Here is a 16856-nt window from a genome sequence, read left to right on the forward strand (position 1 = left end):
GCGCCACGACCAAGTCGTAAGTATCACGGACTCCGGGGAGAAAACCGGGGAACGGGAGCGCGCCCGTCTACAGCTTCTTGAGCGTGTCGCCCTCGTACTTCATCGTGAGGCGCTTTCGCCCCGCCCACGCCTTTCGCTTCGCCATGAGGGCGCCGACGATCATCGGAAGGCCCAACGAGACATCGACGTAGCATTGCGCCTTCTTCGCGTCCTTCGCGATCTTGCCCCAGCTCTGCGCTTCCTCGAAAGTGCACCCGGAAAGGCCGCCCCAGTGCGGGCTGTCCATCGTCAACTGTATGGCATAATGGTGCCCGCCAGGTTCGTAGCCGAGCACTTCAGAGATGACCTCGGTCTGTTGTATGTAGTTCTTGCTGATGCCGCCCGCGATGTAGATGACACCGGTCTTCTTGGAAGTGTACTTGATCTGGGACAGTTCGTATGCATCCCGTATCGGGTCGATGGTCGGGTACGCCTCGCCCCTCTTCCTCGCCTTGACGTACTGCGACACCATGCCTATGCCGATGGAGGAATCGTTGAGGGCCGGGGCGAATATCGGCGTGTTCGTCCTCGCGGCCTCGGCGACCCACGAGGCCTCGTCGTCGAGCTGTTCGCCGAAGAACTTGAGGATCTCCCGGCTCGAATACCCTCGCGTCTCGAGCTTCCCGAAGAGCTTGCCGAGGTACTCGTCGGTCTCACGGAACTTCTCCTCGTCGACGATCGTGTCGTAGAGGCGGTCGAGGAAATGTTCCCTGAGCTCGAGGTCGTCGACATCCGGCGACGACCTCCAGAAGTCGTACCCGCGTGCCGCGTAGATGTCCTGGTACGGCTGCGAGCCTACGGTGACGATCACGTCCACAAGGTTGTACTTGATGATGTCGCGAAGCACTTTCCGAAGGCCCGCGGCCATGAGGCTCCCCGCAAGCCCCATGACGATCGTCGGGCGCTCCTTGTCGGTGAGCATGTTCTCCCAGATCTGGGCGCAAGTGCCGAGGTTACGGGCCTGGAAGCTCGCGCCCTTGTAGGCGTCGATGAGGTCCTCGATGGTCTTCATCTTCTCAAGGTCGACCTGCGTTATGGGCGTGTGGAGAAAATCCTTCTTCGTCATCTTGGCCAAGGGAAACGCCGTCCACGGTTACGCAGGATTCGCGTTTTAAGTTTTGCGGGCCCCCTTCGCGTCGAAGGACGCCCCCGTGTGTCGGGCCTACGCGACCTGAACGCGCACCGAATTGTTGGCAAGGTACGCTTCCCATTTGAACGTGACCGTCATCCTGCGTTCGCCCCTGATCGCGAGTACCTTCTGATCCCGTAGTTTCTCGTTGACGATCAAGCGCACCGCGATGCCGCCCGCGTCCTTTTTCGACGTGTTCTCAAGCGTGATGGTCGTCGTGACGATCTCCCCTCGAACGACCTCCTCGGGCTCGTTCTTCACCTCTAAGATGTGGACGTCCTCGAAACCGGAAGGCGCCCCTGGTATCGCTCCGCTCGGAAGGCCCGATTCCAACTCCTTCTCTATGAGCGGTCGCTCGGCGGGTGTCGGCAGGTCCGGAAGCTCCCCCTCGGGCAGCGACTCGTCCTCCCCCATCTCGGCCGAAAGGGAGAACACGTCTTCCTTCGGGCCGGGCCTCGCGATGGGCTCTTTCGGCCCCTGGCGGCCCTTTTCGCGCACCGGCCTCACGCGCTTCTCCTTCGCAGGGCGTGCCGCTTTTCCTTTCCGAACCACGATGACCTTGGCCGTGACGGAGCGCTCGTACTTAGGGCGCCGTTTCGAACGAAGGACCACTTCGACGGTCTTTCGCGACGGCGCTGGCCAATCCTGCGGCGGCTTGAGAAGAAGGCCGAGCGTCACCGTCTCCCTGGGGTCCAACGTGAATTCCGTGCGCGCAAGGCTTGCGGCCCAAGCGCTCGGAAGCGGTTCGAGGCCGAGTTGGACGTACTCCGGCAGGCGGCCCTTGTTCGTCACCACGATATCGAGAAGGCGTGCCTTTCCGGGCTCGACCATGAGGCGGGCGGCCTTCAACTTGAGCAGGATTTTCGGCCTGGTCGAAAGGCTACCGAGCACGATGACCAAAATGATGAGAAGGAGCAGGAGCAAGAACACCATAGACAGGGCATCGGCGTTGTCACGAAGCGTAGGAACGCTCGCGAACATGGACCGGAAGGAATCCGCGACCGGGCGAAGCGGATTGAAGGGTTGCGCGAACTGGCCGTCCGGGCCGTCGTTTCCGCCCGTATTGTTCCCCGTCTCGTTGTTACCCGCAGGACAATCCCCGACGCTCGGTCTCAGGGAACCATCGGGACAGGTCTCCCCGACGGGCGGCCCCTGACCAGTGGAGACACGAGCGAGAAGGTCGGCGACGTCGGTTGCGCCTCGAGCCGAAACCGCGTAGATGGCGACGGCCTGCGTCTGCCCCGCCGGCGGGTTCGGAGGGGCAACGACCTCGACGGTGAAATTGGCGCTCGCATTGCCTTCCATCCGGAAGCGGAACGGCGTGATGATCACGTCCCACCCGGGAAGAAGCGTGGAATTGGTGATGTTTATCGTGTCCTGAAGGTCACCGAGGTTCTGGAGCGTCATCGAGAAGTTGACGCTGTGACCTGGCTCGACCACGAGGTCGCGCTCGGCCGCGATGAGCTTCACCTTCGCGACGGTGGCGGTCTCGTACGTGAAGTTGATGTACGACGGGTGCTGCTCCGAGTCGTAGATGAGGCGGAATTCGTTTGCGGTGGCCTCCGGAGGCACCTCCGGGGGTGTGGGGGGGACCAGTTCGTTCGCCGCGATCGCCGTGAACCCAACGGCTATGGAATGTCCTCGCTCGATCACGGGGTTCGTGAGGTTTCGCGTGGGGATAACGAAGACCTTGCTCGGTTTTGGTGCAAGCGGGTGGAGACTTGATCTCGCTTCGAGTTCTATTTCCTGGCTCTCCTCACCAATCTTGATCAAGGTCCCATTCGGCGGGAGATCGTAAAGCGTCATGTTCACGAGCTTGACAGCCGCGACGGTCGCGTTGGTATCGTACCAAATGACGCCCTGGACGTCGTTCGAGATCTTGAAGGACTCGGCGGCGCCGAGTTCAAGGTCCAAGACCCACGCGTTCGGGTCGTAACCGATGTCGATGATCGAGTCTGCCGGGCTCGTCGGTCTGAACGCGTCCATCGTCCTTTGGTCGACGCGGCCTAGGAACGATTTCGTCTTGTTGTGGAGGAAAAGCTGCGACTCGACCGTCACGACGGCCTCTGCCGTGATCGGCAGGAGCGCTATGGAGGAAAGCAGGAGGCCGACGAGCAAGACCGCGCTGTAGCGGCCAGGTCTCGTCAAGGGGTTCGTTTCAGCCAATGGGTAATGTGAGAGGGCGACCGGTATTTAACTTTCCGAAAACGGGGAAGAGATATCGCCCGAATCGCGAGGCCGTGACCGGCGTCCCCTGGTCGAAACCGCGTCGGCGGGCCTTCGCTCCAGCCCAGCACCCTTATAAACGGCGGGGCGGTTCAAGCGCCCTGGATGGAGAAGGAGAGAAGCGAAAGGTTCGCGCGGCCGAAAGGCACCCGTGATTTCTGGCCGCACGAGATGGAACGGCGGCGCCGGGCCGAGAGCACGCTACGGGACCTTTTCCACCTCTACGGCTACCGCGAGGTCGCCACCCCGACGTTCGAGAACCTGGACCTTTTCACCAGAAAATCGGGGGAAGGCGTGAAGAATCAACTCTACGCCTTCAAGGACAAGTCGGACCGGGACATCACCCTGAGGCCCGAACTCACGGCGCCGGTCTTGAGGTTCTACGTGAACGAACTATCGCGCGAGCCGAAGCCTCTCAAACTCTACTATTTCGGGAACTGCTTCCGCTACGAGGAACCGCAAAGCGGTAGGTACCGGGAGTTCTGGCAGTTCGGCCTCGAACTCATAGGACCGCGTGGGCCCGAGGCGGACGGGGAGGTCATCGCGATCGCGGCCAAAGCCGTGGAATCGCTAGGACTGTCGGACGCCGAGCTACGGATCGGCCACATCGGGATACTTCGTGAACTGATCGGCGCGCTCCCCATCGATGAAGCGAAAAAGGCGGAGGCGCACCGCAAGATCGACAAGAAGGAAGCGGGCCTTGCGTGGTTCCTGGAGGACGCGGGTGCCTCAAGCGCCGAAGCGGGGCTCTTGGAGGAAGTGGCGGGAACGACTGGCGGCCCGGATGTTCTGAAGACGGCCGCGGACCTTCTTTCCGGGAGACCGAACGCCCACAAAGCCGTCCAGGAACTGACGCGCCTCGCGGAGATCGTCGCGCTCCACGGCGTCAAACGCTTCCACATCGACCTTGGCGTGGTGCGCGGTCTTGACTACTATACTGGCGCCGTCTTCGAGATCCATTCACCGTCCCTTGGCGCCGAGTCCCAAGTATGCGGCGGCGGAGCGTACTCCCTTGCAGAGATGTTCGGCGGGGAGAGCGTGGGATCGAGCGGTTTCGGCCTCGGCTTCGACCGCGTGCTGCTTGCGAGCGCGCCGAAGACGGAAGTGAAGAAGGGACGTATCGACGCGTTCATCGTCCCCGTGGGACCCGAAGCGCGGGGAAAGGCCATCGAGGTCGCCGTGGGCCTGCGCGCTGCCGGGATCTCCGCCGACTCCGACCTGATGGATCGTTCCATCTCCAAATGCCTCGACTATGCGAACGCGATAGGGGCAAGACGTGTCGTCATCATCGGGAAGAAGGAGCTTGAATCAGGGTCGGTCACCGTGAAGAACATGGAGACGGGCGCCCAGGAGAGCGTCAGGCTTGGAGACGTCGCCAAGCACCTCAAGGCCGCGTGACGGCCACTCGATCCGTGGATGTGCGGGCGCCGGCTCGCCAAGGTCATGTTCCGGCCATCCAATCCGTCACGATCCTTGGGACGCGCCTCAGGTCCCGCACCTTCTCGACGTCCACGTTCCTCGCGTCGTGCCGATCCACGAGGATCACGTGGGCTATCCCCGCCGCCATGGCCCCCTCGATGTCCCGCCCGAAACTGTCCCCGATCATCGCCGCTTCCCCCGGGCGGACGCCGGCCTTCTTCAAGGCGGCCTCGAATATCGCCGGATGCGGCTTCGGGAAGCCCACCTCCTCCGAACAGGTGACCGCGTCCACCCATGAGGCGGCCCTGAGTATCGGCAACGCTTCGCCGGCGAGGTACCGGTCGGCATCCGTGACCACGCCGACGTGAAGGCCCATGCCCTTGACCTCCTTCAGCGCGTCGGCCGCTTCCGGGTAGAGTCGCCATGATCGTCGCTGTATGTCGAGGTAGCGGCCCCAGAACCAATCGACATCGGCCCGATCCACCCTGAAACCGAAGGCGTCCATCATCTCGACGAAGACGTCTCGCGCGGCCTTTTCGAACGGGACGTACTCGGCCGGCAGGCCGTCGTCTGCGGCCTCACCGTGTATCATGTCCATGATGGCGAGGCTGAATTCGCCCGAAAGGTCGGACACGGGTCGCTCAAGGCCGTACTTGTCCCGCACTTCCCTCATCACGGTATCGAGGGCATCGTAGTCGCTTCGCTCGTCGAGGATCGTCCCAAGCAGATCGAAAAGGACGGCTTTGAGAGCCACGGGTCGCCAACGACGCCTGTATGCCAAAACCTTCCGGTGGCAGGTCCGTTCGCTGACGCAAGAAGGGACAGAGTCCATGCTTACAGGTCAACGCCAAAGGGGATCCAAGGAACCGCTTCCGCCATGTTCCATACCGCTCAAACATGAGGCTTCAGGGTGCGTCCCGTAGTGCTACAGTCCATCCCGGCGGCGTCTTAGTGGCAGGATTATTTACCAGGCACGCGGCTCCTTGCAACCGCAGATGACCGCCCCCGTCGGTAGCCGTGTGCTGGCAGCGATCGCGTTTGTCGCGGCGCTCGGCGTCGTGTTGATCGCGGCCCAAAGCGAGTTCGGCCCCCACGCAACACCCGAGCGCCGTCTATCGCTCGTGACCCCGTTCGACACGCTGACGGGCGCGCCGGAGACTTTCATCACGCTCCCGCTCATCGTCCGTAACACGGGCGACGTGGAAGAAACGGTGAACGTGACGGTGCGAAGCGTCCTTGAAAGCGAGGTCCGCCTCTCCGGTCCTTCGATCATCGGACCCGGGAACGCTACGGGCGTGTTCGTCGTCTTCCACATCCCCCCGGAAGGCGCCGACCACGTCGAAACGAAGATCTCGGCGCGTAGCGGCGGCGCCGTCGCCAACCTCGACCTCGTCGTCAACAAACTACGAGCCCTTGGTCTCGTGAACGCGGGCGACACGGCGGTCGTAGATTACGTGGCGCGCCTCGACGACAACACGGTGGCCGAGACCAACAACGCGTTCGTGGGCGGGAACGCCGCGTTCAGGAGGGCGGGCCCGCCGAGGTTCGAGGCGCTTTCGCCTCTCAACGTGACCGCCGGCGGCGCCTCAGACATCCCCGGCCTTGGCGCGGCCGTCGAGGGGATGCGCTCAGGCGAGAGCCGGACGTTCCTTTTCACGCCCGCCCAAGCGTTCGGCGAAAAGAACGCGAGCCTCGAACGGGAACGCAGGACCATGATAGATCGCTCCTTTACGCTCGACCGGACCGTTTCTGGACCCCGCTTCGCCTTCAGGCTCGTCAACGAATCGAGCGCCGTGGGGGATGTCATCCGGCTCGAATCGGGTCGAAACGTCTTCGTCTACAGGATAGTGGCGCTCGACGCCGTGAACGCGACGCTCTCATTCGAGGCATCGACAGGCGATACTTTCACCCTCATCTTGACGCCGGAAGGCTTCGTGTACCCGGATTTCTGGACGAACGAGACGATAGTGACGGCGGTGACCGAGACCAACGTGACCTTCACGGTGTTTCCGACTCCCGGCCCCGACTTCACCTGGTTTCCTTACTGGCCGGATTCATCCAGACTCTACGCGATCAACGACGAGTCCATCGTCGTGGAGCACGATCCGCCTATCGGCCTTAAGTACCGGGAAGCGTCCGGCGGCCGCGCGATAGAGGCGACCGTGGCCGACGTGGCGGATGACGTGATCACCGTGACGGTCGCGAATTCGAACCCCTTGGCCGGCGTCCCGGTGTTCTTCGACATCTACGTGCGCGGTGTCGTGCACGAGACCTGACAGTTACGGGCACCGTGGCGACACGCGGGATGCTGCCGCGTACTCCTCGTCACGCAAGAAGTGCGTCGCGCGCGGATCAAGTGCCTGCCAGAAGGCTCATCGGCGCGCTTCCTCGAGCAAGTGCCCCAACTCCGGGAGGACGATCCTTTCCATCGCGAGCGAGACGGCCCGCGTGGAGCCCGGAAGGAGCACGAGAAGCTTCCTGGCCGCCGTGATGCCGGCCGTCGCCCGGGACATGATGCTGGCGCTTCCGATCTCTACGTGCGAGAGGATCCTGAAGAGTTCGCCGAAGCCCGGCAGCTCCTTGGCGAAAAGGGGGCGTAACGCCTCAAGGGTGACGTCTCTGGAGGATATCCCGGTGCCGCCGGTGAAGATGACCACGTCGCTACCAAGCGCCGACGCCGTCATCGCCGCCGCCACGATGTCCTTCGCGTCGTCTTTCACGATGGACGTCGAGACGATCGAATGCCCCGAGCGGACAAGACCTTCCTCGATCATCTTGCCGCTTGCATCGGTCTCGGGCGTGCGCGTATCCGACACCGTCACGATCGCGACCTTGATCCCGACGGGTGCTTTTTCACGGTGTTCGCGATGGCTCACACGCCACCCTTCCGTTTCCTCGTGACACGGATGGAGCGGATCTTGGCTACGGGGTATTGACCGTCGTCGTCCTTCTCCAACGGTTTCGTCATGTCCCACACGGTGAGAAGAGCGGCCGCCACCCCGGCAAGGGCTTCCATCTCGACGCCGGTCTTGTAATCCGCCTCGACGGTGACTTGCACCCTGATGCAGTCACGAAGGACCGTGAACTTGACCGAGACGCCGGTCACCGGTATGGGATGGCACAAAGGGATGATGTCCGGCGTCGCCTTCACGGCGCGGATGGCGGCGACCTCGGCCACGGTGAGGACATCGCCCTTATGGATGCGCTTCAGCGCCACCGCGCGGATGGTGCGGTTTCGTAGCGCGATCTCGCCTTGCGCGATGGCGATCCGGCGGACCACAGGTTTCTCCCCTATGGACACCATGCGCGCCCCACCCTCGCGGCCACGCTTGCCAGGCCCCGCGCGCCTGCCCACTGCCTTAGCGACCGTGTCGAGCGCCCTCCACCCAATGGGTCCCGGAGACCGTGGCCTCTTTTTTCCAGATCGGGGCGAAGACCTTGAGCTCCTCGATGAGGAACTTCGTCGCCTCGAAACCCTCTTCGCGGTGCGGTGATGCGACGCCAATGAAGACGATCCGTTCGCCCGGCCGAAGGGTCCCGACACGATGGACGACGAGGGCGTCGACGAGTCCCCATTTCGCCATCGCCCGAGCCACGAGTCGTTCGAGTTCCACGACGGCCATCGGCTCGTAGCATTCGTAGGTGAGCGTCTCCACCGCTTCTCCCCTGGCCTCGGTGCGGACGATTCCGATGAACGTGACCACGGAGCCTGCGCCTCGTCGTTCAAGCGCCTCCGTGAGCGCCCCGACGTCGAAAGCCTCTCCTTGGATCCTGACCCGGCTGTGCGAGCCGCCGGAGACAGGTGGAAGAAGCGCCAATTCGTCGCCCGGCGCCACTTTCGCGCCAAGGCCGCAGTATTCAAGGTTCAATCCCACCGCGAGATGCCCCTTGAAACGTGCGAGGCGCGGGTATTCAGTGAAGAGCATCTGGAGGAGCGTTTCCACGTCGGCACCTTCCGGCAACTCGATCTCGATCCTTGATGCGCCGACTATCTCCCGCGGCTCCGCAAAGAGGAGTACACTCGCCTTGAACCTTTTTCCGGGGCCTTCGTCCGCCATGTTCCGCAAGCGTTCAAATCGCGCCTGTGCCTTAAAAGCTCGCCGCACGCCGGCCAGGGCCCACAACAACGTATTTGGCGCGGCAGGCACAATCCAGCAGCCGATGGAAAGAACGGTGGCCCTGCTACTCACGGCGATACTCGTTGCGGGGTGCCTTGGTCCAACGGTCGAGCCCGAGAACGTGAAGGAGAACGCGCCGCGTGTCCGGGTCAAGGGAACGATTCCCTACGATGTGACGCTCGCGACCGTGCTCTCAGCGATTCCCTCCAACGTCACCTCGGTCGATGACATCGTCAATCGGACCCTGCGCCTCAAGGCAAGCGAACGCGCCACGATCTTCCTCGAAGGGCGTTCGGGCCTTGGGCGACCAATCCTCTCCGTGGCCATTGTCGAGAACAACACGGCCGGCAAGGCCACGATCCAGATCACGGGAAGCCAACATGGAAATGAGCCAAGCGGGAGCGACGCGGCCCTCATGTTGATGGAACTTTTCGCGTTGGGCGCGGGAAGCGACGTGTATCCGATCCTATCGCGCGTGAACCTCGTGTTCGTGCCGAACGCGAACCCCGATGGCCGCAACCTCGATCGACGCGGGAACGCGACGGGCATCGACATCAACCGCGACCACATGAACCTCGAAAGCCCGGAAGGCAAGATACTACATGAGGTCTTCAACCGCCATCAGCCGGCGGCGATCCTCGACCTCCACGAGTTCGGCGGCCTCCAAGGCGCCCCCGAGCAATCGCCTGACAATGTGCATTTCGAGATCGGCGGCCCCCAGAATCCGCTCGTGCACCAGGAAGTCGCCCGGGCCGCCTACGACTTGGAGACCGTTGCGCAGAACGCCGTCAACGAGGAATTCGGGCCCGGGTGGGCCGGCATCTACCCGCCGACCGATTCGAGCCAAGGGTCGGACATCCACCGCAACCACTATGCGATGCACAACAGCGCAAGCCTCCTTTTCGAAACCGACGGATCACTTGGCAGCGGGGACGGCTACAAGACACGCGTAAGAATTCATTTCATCGCCACCATGGCGGTGATCAAGGCCGTGGCCGCCGATCCTGCACGGTTCATTACGGCGTCCGCGACGGCCGGATCCGACCAGGAGAACGCGACGAAGGCGTTCTTCGTCTACGAGCCACAGTCCTACGCAGGGCAATTCACGAGGCTACTCGAAACGCACGGGCTCGAACTCGACGTGGCGGCCACGCCCATGATGACGACGGCGCTCGGCTCGTCCGCATCCACCGAACCGGTGAAGACGTCGTTTGCGGCGGGGTCGGTCAGGGTCTGGCTGAACCAGAGTGCGGGACGTAGCGCCGCCGAGATGTTCGAAGTGTCGAACGCGCAAGACCCGTTCTACAGGGCGGGGCCCAAGGACAATGGGCTGATGTATTACCGGGGGGGCGAAAGCCCGACGCCAGCCTCGTCGTGATACGCGGATCAGGGCCTCGACCCGCTCGTCCCGGTCATTGGCGAATCAATGGTCGTGAGGCGCAACGATGAGTGTCTCCAATCGCTTCACGCCAGGAAGTTCGAGGAGGCCCTTTGCGACCTCCATGCTTTTCTCGAAGGATTCCGCCTTGATCGCGATCGCCCCATCATAGCGTCCAAGCGTCACCACGACCATGCTGACGCCCTTGGTCTTGGTGGCGGGGTCGAACCACGCAGGCTTTGGGAGGCCTCGCGTCGGAGACCGTCGCTGCACGCCCCCCTGGTCGCTCTTGAGATGGATCGCTGCGTCGCTGTTTTGCACAAGTGCGATCAGCTTCCAATGCCTCAATCTGGCCGCCCCCTCTCGTATTCGATGCCCAATCCCGCAAGGACCTCCGCGCTCTCGACGGCCGGATGATCCTTCACTTGCTCGGTGATGCGCTCCAGGTCAGCCAGGTTCGAGGCTTCGGCCTCCAAGACCGCGTCGACGCTTCCAAAGACCGGCTCGTAGCTTGTCAAGCCGCCGACCGTCCTCAAGTGTGCCACGACTTCCGCCCATTTTGATTGCTTTGCCTTCAGAAGGATGAGTGATTTCACAGGTCTTCCCCCGATCCAGGAATGCTGCGGTCGACGCTTAATTGTTATCACGTGGCGCAACCAAGGGTGGATGCTGCGAGGCCGATCGATTGGGGCCCCAACGATCCTTGCGCCGGGCCGGCAGACCGACGGCGTCGGCGACCGGTTTTGGGCAGGCAGCGACACTTCGAACGTATTTTACGGGGCCGTCTGCATCCGCGTACCCGTGCACGATTGGACGGCCCAATCCCCACAGCTTGCCGCAGTGGCTCTCGTTCTCGCCGTGGCCGCCACGCTCGCCTTCTTGAGCCCCTACAACCGGGCCGTGCGGGCCTTTGTCGTGTTATTGGCGCTACGCGCCCTCACGGGCCTGGGTCACGCGATGGCGAACATAGCCGACAGTCCGGCGGATGCCGACTTCTGGTGGCGCCTTCATCCCTATTTTATGCTGCCCCTGGCGTTTGCCGCATTGTACTTCGCGTCGGTTTTCCCGCGTCGCCGTGTGCTCCAGGGGGTTCCCGGTGGCACGGCAGCGCTTGCCGTGGCCGGAACAGTGGTGGCGCTGACGGCCTACGTTTTCGATCACCGCCTGTTTTGGGACCTCGGATCGGTCGCCGCCGGCGAATCTCCGACCATGAACGCGACCACAGGGCCGCTCTTCGTGTTCGAAGGGATCTTTCTTCTCGCCTACGCGATCATAGTCTACACGTGTGCCCGGGACTTCACCCTGTCCAGCCCTGGGCCTGCCCGCCAATCCATGCTCATCGTCGGCCTTGGTTTCGGGGTCGTTTCGCTCTACGACGGACTTAGTTTCCTGACGCTCGAGAGCGGCGCGGTCTGGCGACACCAACCATTGGTCTCGTACGGACTCGCGGTCTCATTCGTCGGTGCCATCATCGTCGTCTGCGCCGCGGCGTGGATCCTGTACCGGAACATGCGACGGGAGGATTCCACGCAGACGCGGTCGACGACCCGGCGTTTCCTCTTCGGTCTAGCTCTTGCCCCGGTCTCGCTCGGGATCCTGGCCCTTACCGGAACAAACGGCCCGGGCGCCGAGCCACTTTCGATGGTATTTGCCGCGTTCTGGCGCGTGGCGCTCCCCCTGCTCGTCGCATACGGGCTCGTCCGCCACCACATCTTCGACATCGACGTGAAGCTCAAGTGGACGATCGGGAGCGGGACGCTCGCGGGTTTCTTCCTTGCGGTGTTCTTCGTGGTCGCCCAATTGGTCCAGAACGCCCTCGGTGAGGTCTATGGTTGGCTCGTCGGTGGCGTTGCGGCCGGTCTACTCCTCTTCGCCCTGTCGCCTTTGCAACGGATCGCCGAGCAGGTCGCGCACGCAGCTTTACCGGGGGCAAAACCCATCGCGGCGATGAACCGCGACGAGAGACTGCTGGTCTATCGCGATACGGCCCGCGTCGTCTGGGCGGACGGTGCGATCGACCGCAACGAACGGGCGATGCTCGACAAACTAAGGGAGACGTTGGGTCTCACGAGGGAGGAGGCGAGCGTCATCGAAAGCGAGGCCGCGAGCGCATAGGGGAACGGCAGCGCGCAGGGCCCAGGACGGATACCCACGCCGCCTCTGGCGCCTCACGGGTTCTTCGGTACCTTCTCCCAATCCTTGAGGAACTGCTGGATCCCCCTGTCCGTCAATGGGTGCTTCACCATCTGCTCCAAAACCTTCCACGGAAGCGTCGCTATGTGCGCTCCGGCTTCTGCGGCCTCGACCACGTGTATCGGGTGCCGCACGCTTGCGACCAGGACCTGCGTCTTGTAACCGTAGTTCCCGTAGATCTTGAGGATCTGCCGGATGAGGTCCATCCCGTTGTGGCTCATGTCGTCGAGCCTGCCGACAAACGGGCTCACGATGAAGCCGCCAGCCTTGGCGACGAGAAGGGCCTGTGTCGGACTGAAGCAGAGCGTCGTGTTCGTACGGATGCCCTTCGCCTCCAGCCGCTTTACGGCTTTCAGCCCCTCGGCCGTCATGGGGACCTTCACCACGATGTTTTCGTGGATTTTTGAAAACACAACACCTTCACGCACCATCCCCTCATGATCCTCTGCGATCGTCTCGGCGGAGACCGGCCCGTCGACGATGGAGCAGATCTCCTTGAGCGCCGAAGGGTAGTCGCGGCCCTCCTTCATGATGAGGGTCGGGTTCGTCGTCACGCCATCGAGGATGCCCCACGCGGCGGCTTCCTTGATCTCTTTCACGTTCGCAGTGTCGAGGAATATCTTCAATTCCAACTCCCCCGTTTCGATATGAATCCCGCTCCCGGCTTCATCTCTTTAGCACCCTCTTTGCGGCATCCGCAATGTCTTGGGCCACTATATGGTACTTCTTCATCAATTCGCTCGCGTCGCCGGATTCGCCGAACGTATCACGCACACCCACGCGTTCCATCCGCACGGGATACGTCTCGACCAGGACCTCGGCCACGGCGCTACCAAGACCGTTGTAGATGTTGTGCTCCTCGGCCGTGACGACGGCCCCCGTGTCTCGCGCCGCCTTCTCGATCGTGGCGCCGTCGATGGGCTTGATGGTGGGGCAATTGATGACGCGCGCCTCCACCCCTTCCTCGTGGAGAAACGCCGCGGCGACGAGGGCCTCGTACACCTCGAGCCCACAGGCGATGAGCGAAACGTCGGTCCCGTCGCGAAGCACTTGCGCTTTCCCTAATTCGAAACCCCTGACCTGCTCGAGAAGCGGCGAGTCCTCGCGGCCGCATCGGACGTAGAACGGACCGTACTCGTCGGCGATGAAATGTATGACCGCCTCCATCTGGTTGGCGTCGGCCGGGACGATGACACGCATGTTCGGAAGTCCCCGCATGAGGCCTATGTCTTCGAGCATCTGGTGCGAGGCGCCGTCGCCGCCGACCGATATCCCAGCGTGGGTGGCGACAATCTTCACGTTGAGGTTTGGGTAGCAGATGGATTGCCGTATCGGGTCATACGCCCGGCCGGTCGCAAAGACCGCGAAGGTGGAGGCAAAGACGGTCTTGCCGCACGAGGCGAGCCCGGCGGCGGTACCCATCATCCCCGCCTCCGCTATCCCCATGTCGAAGAAGCGGTCCGGGTACAGGGTGCCGAAGCGCTTCGTCTTCGTAGAGAGCGCGAGGTCCGCGTCCAACACGACGACGTTCGGGTTCTTCTTGCCGACCTCGATGAGCGCCTGACTGTAAGCGTCGCGGAGGTTACGCATCTGGGCCATGTGTTGGACGTGCAAGCGCCGTGTGGGTGATAAATACACCGCCGGCACCGCATGCCGCTTTGACCGCTCCTCTCCTCCGCTAGGACCACCTGGTTTCCAACTCGTCACGTGGGAGGACCCGTGCGGGCGAAGCCTCATACGGCCGCGCCTGCTTTTTGCCTCGTGCGGCGCGCCTCCATATGCAGGTACAAGGAAGGATGCATGAGCCGCGTCAAGGACTCGATCGCCGAAGAAGCTCTATTGCACCTTGAGATCAACAAGGAGGCGGCGTTCGACACGATATGCACGCCGACCGACGTGAAGGAGTTCGCGGTCGGGAACCTCTTTGCGGAAGGGTTCATCCGATCCGTAGATGAGATCATGTCGATCAAACGCAAGAAGAAGAATGACGCAATCTACGTGGACGTCACCTTGCGCCGGTTCGACCAGAAAAAGACCTTCCTCAAGAAGAACTACAACATCATATGGACCGAGTGCGGCCCGCCCGTCAATTTCCGCAAACGCATCGGCGACCGGCTGAAGAACGCGGAGGCCCCGTTCACCCTGACACCCCGCGCTCTGTTTGACGCGCAGGAGAAGGTGATGATGCACAGCCGGGCGTTCCAGGAGACGGGCGCAGAACATTACGCGTTCCTGTTCGACCCGAGCGGGCGGCTGCTCACGTGGTCGATGGACGTCGGTCGCCACAACGCCGTCGACAAGGTGATCGGCAAACATCTCCTGGCGAAACGGTCCTTCGCCGACACGTGGCTTTTCTCCACGGGACGCCTTTCCTCCGATCTCGTCTTCAAGGCCCTTCGCGCGCGGATCCCTCTGGTCGTGAGCAAGTCGGCGCCGCTTGCTTCCGCCGTGGACATCGCCCGTGAGTACGGTCTAGGGCTTATCGGGTTCCTGCGGGGCCAGCGATTCAACCTCTACAGCGGCGAGAAGATGATATCGCTAGAACGGGGTGGACGGTCCGCCTGAGGGCGACACGTCATTTACGCCCGACGAAGCGCAGGATCTCGCGCACCACCTTCTCCCCGCGCACCTTCTTCACCGTCTCGCCGCGTTCGACGTCCACCGACGCGAAGCCGGAGAGAAGACGACGCAACTCGCCCTCCGTGAAGTAATAATAAGGGATCCCCTCCTTGACGACGAAGCGGTCCTTGGCGCGAAGGTCGTTGTGGCTGAACACCTCGCCGATGAAGAGTCCTGCTGGTTTGAGCACGCGGTGCGCTTCCGCCACCGCGGCCGGCCGTCCCCGTTCGCTAAGGTGCGTCAGGACGAAATTCGAGATGACGACGTCGGCCATGGCCGCCGCGGCCGGGATTTGTACAACGTCCGCGACGACGAAGTCCGCTTCGGGGTTCTTGGCCCGCGCCCCGAGGACACCGGCCCGTGCGTAGTCAACCGCGAACACCCTCGCGCCTTTTGAGATCAGTGAGGCCAATGTCTTTCCCCCGCCACAACCCGACTCCAACACCACATCACCCTTGCGCACGAGGTCAAGAAGGGGCGATCTCCAAGTCCCCCGCCAAGGCAATGGTTCGCGCGCGTATTTCATCTCCCAAGCCCGCCGGGCAGTGGTGTGGACAGTCACTTTGGGCGGGTCTGGCACGCAGAATGGACCGCGTTTCGCATCTAAGTGTACTAGTAAACGCTTGCTTCCGGTCGAGTCTTCGACACGCCGCGGCGCTGCTCGCTACGTTTAAATAGGGGTTGTGACTTGTATGCCAAGCCGACCGGCATAGAACCGGTTGATGCAATCGGCTGCTTTTGACCCGGCATAAAGGTGCCGGCGAGGTAGGGAAGACGCTTCCTGACTTCGCGCGTCCTTGCTCGTAAAAGAGCATCCGCCTTCTCGCGGACGACGCGACGTGGCAGCCGAGGCAAGCCGCGATCGTAATTCGCCCGAGGACCTTGTGTCCATTGAACGGCGATATCCAAGTCGCGGAAAAACGGCAAGCGTCGCCGCAAAAAGTGCCCAAAAGGGCTCTTCGATTCATGGAGAGCCGAGAAACCCGATGCGTACAACCTACGCAGCGTGACCTCTCGCCTCTGACGAGGAAGACCAATATCGCTGTTTGAACAAACAGCGTGGATGGTGAAACTTGAAAGTCCCGCGGAAGTCGCAAACGTGCGACTTCCTGAACGAATAATGTGTATTCGTTCGCAATTCCTAATCGGAAAAGTACTTTCCCCAAAATCACTGCGATTTTGGGAATAACGATTCCGTGCGGAGCAACATGATTGCGAGGTGGCAGAGCCTCTTACGGCGCTGCGACTTCGTTAATTCCGGTTGATCCTGCCGGAGACCACCGCTATTGGAGTTAGCTTAAGCCATGCGAGTCGAGAGGTGTAAGACCTCGGCAGACGGCTCAGTAACACGTGGAGAACCTACCCTAAGGTGGGGGATACTCTCGGGAAACTGAGAATAATACCCCATAGATCACGGATGCTGGAACGCTTTGTGATCCAAACTTCCGGGGCCTTAGGATGGCTCTGCGGCCTATCAGCTTGTAGTCAGGGTAACGACCTGACTAGGCTACGACGGGTACGGGCGTTGAGAGACGTCGCCCGGAGATGGACTCTGAGACACGAGTCCCGGCCCTACGGGGCGCAGCAGGCGCGACAACTCTGCAATGTGGGCAACCACGACAGGGGAACTCCCAGTGCCGGCACTTTGTGCCGGCTGTTTTCATGCCTAAAAAGCATGGAGAGTAAGGGCTGGGTAAGACGGGTGCCAGCCGCCGCGGTAATACCCGCAGCCCAA

General features: G+C 62.3%; 16 protein-coding genes and 1 rRNA gene. 6 read left to right on the top strand and 11 right to left on the bottom strand.

Going from position 1 to position 16856, the window contains the following annotated elements; translation table 11 throughout:
* Window positions 1–67: 67 nt before the first annotated feature.
* Window positions 68–1114, bottom strand: coding sequence for a deoxyhypusine synthase family protein (locus HY556_10865; GenBank protein MBI4394275.1), 1047 nt, complete (start codon window positions 1112–1114; stop codon window positions 68–70).
* Between the two features lie 87 nt (window positions 1115–1201).
* On the bottom strand, window positions 1202–3334 hold the full coding sequence (locus tag HY556_10870; protein MBI4394276.1) for a hypothetical protein: 2133 nt from the start codon (window positions 3332–3334) through the stop codon (window positions 1202–1204).
* A gap of 165 nt (window positions 3335–3499) precedes the next feature.
* Between HY556_10870 and HY556_10875 the strand changes: the two genes are divergently transcribed.
* Window positions 3500–4792, top strand: coding sequence for a histidine--tRNA ligase (locus tag HY556_10875; GenBank protein ID MBI4394277.1), 1293 nt, complete (start codon window positions 3500–3502; stop codon window positions 4790–4792).
* Between the two features lie 43 nt (window positions 4793–4835).
* Here HY556_10875 and HY556_10880 read toward each other — a convergent pair whose 3' ends face one another.
* On the bottom strand, window positions 4836–5567 hold the full coding sequence (locus tag HY556_10880; GenBank protein MBI4394278.1) for an HAD-IA family hydrolase: 732 nt from the start codon (window positions 5565–5567) through the stop codon (window positions 4836–4838).
* A gap of 241 nt (window positions 5568–5808) precedes the next feature.
* Here HY556_10880 and HY556_10885 point away from each other — a divergent pair, with 241 nt between their 5' ends.
* Window positions 5809–7089 (top strand): FKBP-type peptidyl-prolyl cis-trans isomerase, encoded by a 1281-nt coding sequence (locus tag HY556_10885; protein MBI4394279.1) that lies wholly within the window; start codon window positions 5809–5811, stop codon window positions 7087–7089.
* A 96-nt stretch (window positions 7090–7185) separates the two neighbouring features.
* Here HY556_10885 and HY556_10890 read toward each other — a convergent pair whose 3' ends face one another.
* Genes HY556_10890 through HY556_10900 form a run of 3 tightly spaced genes read right to left on the bottom strand, consistent with a single transcriptional unit; the run spans window position 7186 to window position 8871 of the window.
* Window positions 7186–7689: a MogA/MoaB family molybdenum cofactor biosynthesis protein gene (locus tag HY556_10890; GenBank protein ID MBI4394280.1), complete on the bottom strand. Its 504-nt coding sequence runs from the start codon at window positions 7687–7689 to the stop codon at window positions 7186–7188.
* A complete protein-coding gene (gene moaC / locus HY556_10895) occupies window positions 7686–8117 on the bottom strand; it encodes a cyclic pyranopterin monophosphate synthase MoaC (GenBank protein ID MBI4394281.1) in 432 nt (143 codons plus the stop codon). The genes HY556_10890 and moaC overlap by 4 nt, the downstream gene beginning before the upstream one ends.
* A 55-nt stretch (window positions 8118–8172) precedes the next feature.
* Window positions 8173–8871, bottom strand: a complete 699-nt coding sequence (locus HY556_10900; protein MBI4394282.1) for a molybdenum cofactor biosynthesis protein MoaE — start codon at window positions 8869–8871, stop codon at window positions 8173–8175.
* A 103-nt stretch (window positions 8872–8974) separates the two neighbouring features.
* On the opposite strand from HY556_10900, the gene HY556_10905 reads away from it, so the two are divergent.
* Window positions 8975–10309: a hypothetical protein gene (locus tag HY556_10905; protein ID MBI4394283.1), complete on the top strand. Its 1335-nt coding sequence runs from the start codon at window positions 8975–8977 to the stop codon at window positions 10307–10309.
* Between the two features lie 45 nt (window positions 10310–10354).
* Here HY556_10905 and HY556_10910 read toward each other — a convergent pair whose 3' ends face one another.
* Both HY556_10910 and HY556_10915 read right to left on the bottom strand, forming a co-directional pair.
* The gene (locus HY556_10910; protein MBI4394284.1) at window positions 10355–10657 is read right to left on the bottom strand and encodes a hypothetical protein; all 303 of its coding nucleotides are present in this window, start codon (window positions 10655–10657) and stop codon (window positions 10355–10357) included.
* Complete coding sequence (locus HY556_10915; GenBank protein ID MBI4394285.1) at window positions 10654–10905, bottom strand: hypothetical protein; 252 nt, start codon at window positions 10903–10905, stop codon at window positions 10654–10656. The genes HY556_10910 and HY556_10915 overlap by 4 nt, the downstream gene beginning before the upstream one ends.
* Window positions 10906–11110: 205 nt before the next feature.
* Here HY556_10915 and HY556_10920 point away from each other — a divergent pair, with 205 nt between their 5' ends.
* Complete coding sequence (locus HY556_10920) at window positions 11111–12424, top strand: hypothetical protein (GenBank protein MBI4394286.1); 1314 nt, start codon at window positions 11111–11113, stop codon at window positions 12422–12424.
* Between the two features lie 53 nt (window positions 12425–12477).
* On the opposite strand, the gene fsa is transcribed toward HY556_10920, so the two are convergent.
* Together fsa and HY556_10930 are read right to left on the bottom strand one after the other, a co-directional pair.
* Complete coding sequence (gene fsa / locus HY556_10925; protein MBI4394287.1) at window positions 12478–13128, bottom strand: fructose-6-phosphate aldolase; 651 nt, start codon at window positions 13126–13128, stop codon at window positions 12478–12480.
* A gap of 40 nt (window positions 13129–13168) precedes the next feature.
* Window positions 13169–14092, bottom strand: a complete 924-nt coding sequence (locus HY556_10930; GenBank protein ID MBI4394288.1) for a transketolase family protein — start codon at window positions 14090–14092, stop codon at window positions 13169–13171.
* A 171-nt stretch (window positions 14093–14263) separates the two neighbouring features.
* On the opposite strand from HY556_10930, the gene fdhD reads away from it, so the two are divergent.
* Window positions 14264–15067 (top strand): formate dehydrogenase accessory sulfurtransferase FdhD, encoded by an 804-nt coding sequence (fdhD, locus tag HY556_10935; protein MBI4394289.1) that lies wholly within the window; start codon window positions 14264–14266, stop codon window positions 15065–15067.
* A 10-nt stretch (window positions 15068–15077) separates the two neighbouring features.
* On the opposite strand, the gene HY556_10940 is transcribed toward fdhD, so the two are convergent.
* Window positions 15078–15566, bottom strand: a complete 489-nt coding sequence (locus tag HY556_10940) for a class I SAM-dependent methyltransferase (GenBank protein ID MBI4394290.1) — start codon at window positions 15564–15566, stop codon at window positions 15078–15080.
* An 800-nt stretch (window positions 15567–16366) separates the two neighbouring features.
* Here HY556_10940 and HY556_10945 point away from each other — a divergent pair.
* Window positions 16367–16856 (top strand): 16S ribosomal RNA (locus tag HY556_10945); the annotation flags it as partial.

The sequence above is a fragment of the Euryarchaeota archaeon genome (assembly GCA_016207515.1).
Lineage (GTDB): Archaea > Thermoplasmatota > SW-10-69-26 > JACQPN01 > JACQPN01 > JACQPN01.

Coding starts and splice junctions, on each gene's coding strand:
- HY556_10875 (MBI4394277.1), top strand. CDS start 3,500: ATGGAGAAGGAGAGAAGCGAAAGGTTCGCGCGGCCGAAAGGCACCCGT.
- HY556_10900 (MBI4394282.1), bottom strand. CDS start 8,871: ATGGCGGACGAAGGCCCCGGAAAAAGGTTCAAGGCGAGTGTACTCCTC.
- HY556_10930 (MBI4394288.1), bottom strand. CDS start 14,092: ATGCGTAACCTCCGCGACGCTTACAGTCAGGCGCTCATCGAGGTCGGC.
- moaC (MBI4394281.1), bottom strand. CDS start 8,117: ATGGTGTCCATAGGGGAGAAACCTGTGGTCCGCCGGATCGCCATCGCG.
- HY556_10885 (MBI4394279.1), top strand. CDS start 5,809: ATGACCGCCCCCGTCGGTAGCCGTGTGCTGGCAGCGATCGCGTTTGTC.
- HY556_10905 (MBI4394283.1), top strand. CDS start 8,975: ATGGAAAGAACGGTGGCCCTGCTACTCACGGCGATACTCGTTGCGGGG.